This window comes from Streptomyces sp. AC627_RSS907, assembly GCF_019049165.1.
The window spans coordinates 1-680 of record NZ_JAGMUE010001106.1 but is presented as its reverse complement, the minus strand read 5'-3'; the positions used below and the strand labels follow the sequence as shown (position 1 = coordinate 680).

Below are 680 nucleotides of genomic sequence, written 5' to 3'. Positions count from 1 at the left end.
CCTTCAGGTTGAGCAGCCCCCAACCGCTCGCCGGAAGGCGGCATTGGGACTTCTGCGGATGGATGACCTCAGCCGGGCGCATGGCGGCGTAGTACATGCAGCCGAAAAAGGCGTACAGGTGCGGACCGCGGCCGGGAAGGGTCTTTGCGGCGGTCAGTAGCCGTGCGACCTGAGCCGGGTTCGGCACGCAGTCGGGATCGACTTCGTCGGCGACCTCAGGCGCGGACCAACGAAGTCCGTTCAGCGGGTTCTGGTTGAAGTACCCGCATTCGACCGCCACCCCAAAGACTTCATTGACGGCGGCCCTCTTGCGCTTCACCGTCTTCGCGGCAGCGGCCGTTCCATCGATCTTGCGGCACAGCGCGTCGAGCCCCCCGGCGCAGCGCGTCGGGTTCCTCCAACCTGGGACAGGCGTGCTGTTCGGCGTCGTTCGCGTCCGACCAGTCGGCCGGGGAGGGCTGCTGAGGGCCGTCATAACCCGAGTTCGCCGTATCGCCGGTGTCGGTTCAGCCCAATTCGAAGCCGTTGCTGGGGAAATCCCCATCTCTGCGACGACATGCGCGATCGGGTGAGTCTTGCGACGCTCGATCAGACGGCGGCGCCCCTCCACGGACAACGGTGCGTTCGCGCGGGTCATGGTGTCGTCGAGGTCGTACGGGACGCGTGGTGTCGTGCACTGG

Annotated in this window: 2 pseudogenes; both read right to left on the bottom strand. The window is 66.5% G+C overall.

The features are described 5' to 3' along the window. Positions 1-319 (bottom strand): annotated as a pseudogene (locus KUM32_RS40530) (integrase); the annotation flags it as partial. Between the two features lie 155 nt (positions 320-474). Then, positions 475-637: pseudogene (locus KUM32_RS44510) on the bottom strand (IS481 family transposase); the annotation flags it as partial. Positions 638-680: the final 43 nt, after the last annotated feature.